The organism is Actinomadura sp. SCN-SB, from assembly GCF_043906805.1.
GTDB lineage: Bacteria > Actinomycetota > Actinomycetes > Streptosporangiales > Streptosporangiaceae > Spirillospora.
The window spans coordinates 1-2,973 of the sequence record NZ_JBIMPP010000144.1 but is presented as its reverse complement, the minus strand read 5'-3'; the positions used below and the strand labels follow the sequence as shown (position 1 = coordinate 2,973).

Genomic DNA, 2,973 nt, shown 5'->3' with positions numbered 1-2,973 from the left:
GGGTCCACGAGTCCGGCTGGGGCGATCCGACGGATTGGGTCAGTTTGCGTAGGCCGTTCCGCTCAGAGAAGGATCACTCGATCCCGTCGGTGTTCAAGACGTTCAAAAACTTCCTAAGGAACCTTCGGGTTTGATCGTCGTCGGCCACATCGTTTTCTTCGAAACGGCTGTCCGCCCATGACGTCTTGCCCATCGTGCGGATATATAGCTTGCCACCCGAGATCGAATACTTCCTATTTTCCCTGAAGTTCCTGCCGCTGTAGCGAGTTTCGATCTCGAAGCCCTCGTTTTGATCCAGTAGTTGCTGGCACACGCTTTTTGTAAGGCGCATCCAAACCTCTCCATCCCGTTTACTCTGCCCGTTGGCCGTCGTTGCCATCGCGAGCATCCGACGGCGCGTAGCCGCAGAAGGAACATGTCAGTGTCATTATCCCACTGCAACTACCAGACACTGTCCGATCACCTCGCCGCCACCAGGCACCAACTGCTTGCCCACCACCGTCTGGTGCGGGGAATTGACATCATCCATGCTGAGACGGTGCGCAAGCCGAGGCCGACGCCGGCGCGCGGCCAGGGCAACTGCCGAGGAGGTCCGAACTCAAGCGGCTGGAGAACGCCGATCTGCGGCTGGAGAGGAGATCCTGAAGGCCGCGGCCTTCTTCGCCACGGAGATGGCGTAGTGAGTCGCCACCGCCTCATCGTCATCGAGGAAGGCCCACTTCGGCGGGCAGCGGCGGCGCCGGGCGCTGGACCTTTCCCATTCGGGCCGCTGTGCCTCGCTGGCCCGCCACCGGCCGGTCATACTGCCCAGCAGACCAGCCAGGCAACTCACCAGGTGTACATCCGGTAGGCGCATGCTAACTCGCACGGTACCCACGGATACCGCCGCATCCATACCCCGATGCGGGCCTGCAGGCGGCCGATCAACCACAAGCGATTGATCTGGTTGATACGCCTGGCGGGGTTGCCGGGTGCTGACAACGCAGCCACCCCGGACGGCCTGCCTGCGACAGCGGCAAACCGTTCGAGACACCGATCTGTTGTGCCGTGGCTCACCGCCACCGCAGACACTCTGCCCTGGGCCACCTCTTTCCCCACCGACTACCAAGCCACATATCTTCCGACACTGCATGAAACCCGGTGCCCACCCACTTCAGGGGCTGCTGGAACGCCCGTAGACCGGGGCGAAAGGCCGGGGGCCCGGACGCGGCGAGCCAGGGCCTGTGGCAGACCGCTGGAGTTCGGCAGATGACCGTGACCAGCGTGACTGCCGCCTTTCAAGCTACAGGGCGTCCACACCACACCTGCGCCGCCCGCTGCAGTGACAGGTCCTCAGCGGACCGGTCAGCACGGTGACGATCTACGCGAGAGGGGGGGCCTGACCGCCATGCGCATCGGTGTAAGTCCTCATGACCTGCTGCTCACTGCCGGATTGACTCTGCACGGTCCCGCCACCTCATAGGGGTCGGGCGGGGAGGCAGTGAAAACCCCTTCAACACGCAACGCTCCGGTTCCGCCTATCACCAACGTCTTCGGTACGGTTGGCCGGGACATCTGCTCCGGTGTCGGATGTTCTGCCTCTAGGGGCGATGATGTGGAAGGGGTCCGGGTGGAACCTGGCTTGGAGATTGCTGGACGCTATCGGCTAGAGCGTGTTCTCGGTGGCGGAGGCTTCGGAAGGGTGTGGCGGGCGACCGACCTGCTGCGGGACCGCCTGGTTGCAGTCAAGGTGCTGCACCCCGAAGTTGCGGCGACTAGCCCAGTGTGGCTGAGTAAATTCCGACAAGAGGCGCGAATCGCCGCGCGCCTCAGCCATCCAAATATCACCGCTGTGGACGACTTCGGGGAGTACAGCGGTCAGTGGTATTTGGTAATGGAGTTCCTGGAGGGCTCGACTTTGGCTGAGGAGATCGCCAAACATCCAGAAGGGCTCACCATTACTCGGGCTCTCGCCCTGGGTGCACAGATCATTAATGGCTTAGGCGCTGCCGCGGAAAACGCCATCGTACACCGGGATCTAAAGCCGGCAAATGTCATGCTTCTGGGCGGGGACGAGGTTAAGGTTTGCGACTTCGGAATAGCCCACATTGCTGACGCCTCAGCCACCCATACCTTAGGTAGCCGGGTGGCTGGTACTCCAACGTTCATGGCCCCTGAACAATGGCTCGGGAAGCCAGTCGATCACCGTACTGACCTCTACGCCTTTGGTGGCATTCTCTATGCCATGCTGACTGGGCGACCCCCTTTCCCTGGCCCATCTGTACCGGCGTTGATGGGGCAACATCTCAACCTAGCACCTACCCCACCTAGTGAAATACGGCCAGGCATCCCCGAGGCGCTGGATCATCTAGTGATGGAGCTCCTGGAGAAGGAGCCGAGTCGGCGCCCCGACCACACCACCGATGTATTCAGGTGCTTGCACGACCTTATGTCCCCATTGATGTCATCTCCTGCCGCTTCTGAGTCTTTCCCGGGTCTCACAGGCCCAGACCCCGCGGCACGAGAGCCAACTTCGACGGCTCGGCACTCGCGAGAGAGCCCTTTGGAAAAACATCGGGTTCCAGTGTTCGTGGGCCTTCGGCCACGCCTTCTTATAGCGGCCATAGCCAGCGCCTCGGCCGTGGCCCTTTCGTTAGTTCTAATTATCGATTCCGCTGGCGAGGACCAGCAGCCCCACATTGCTACTCCTAAGCAAGGTGTCGATGCAAGCCCCCAACTCAAGGCTAGTAGAACCGGAAGCCCTGGCAGTGGGACCCAGCCTGCCCCGAGAAGCACGAATGACAGGCGTGGTATTTTAAGGTTCGGTTCAGCTCACACTTTTCCAAATGGACTGATAGTCGAAGTCGGCAAACCAAAGTCGATTACTCCGACGACAACTGCCTCCATACAGGCTAGGGCAAAACACTATTTTATGTTCACTCTCACTGTAATAAATGAGACATCGAAGCCCTACTCTCCGCAGTCCCTTCTTGC

At 60.6% G+C, this 2,973-nt stretch carries 2 protein-coding genes; one reads left to right on the top strand and one right to left on the bottom strand.

Going from position 1 to position 2,973, the window contains the following annotated elements:
• Positions 1-73 precede the first annotated feature (73 nt).
• Positions 74-388 (bottom strand): hypothetical protein, encoded by a 315-nt coding sequence (locus tag ACGWYJ_RS38695; RefSeq protein ID WP_395111659.1) that lies wholly within the window; start codon positions 386-388, stop codon positions 74-76.
• A 1,092-nt stretch (positions 389-1,480) separates the two neighbouring features.
• Between ACGWYJ_RS38695 and ACGWYJ_RS38690 the strand changes: the two genes are divergently transcribed.
• A partial coding sequence (locus ACGWYJ_RS38690; RefSeq protein WP_395111657.1) for a serine/threonine-protein kinase occupies positions 1,481-2,973 on the top strand: 1,493 nt, incomplete at its 3' end.

Bases quoted from the DNA above. Each gene is read 5' to 3' on its own strand.
- ACGWYJ_RS38695 (WP_395111659.1), bottom strand. From the start codon at position 388: ATGCTCGCGATGGCAACGACGGCCAACGGGCAGAGTAAACGGGATGGA.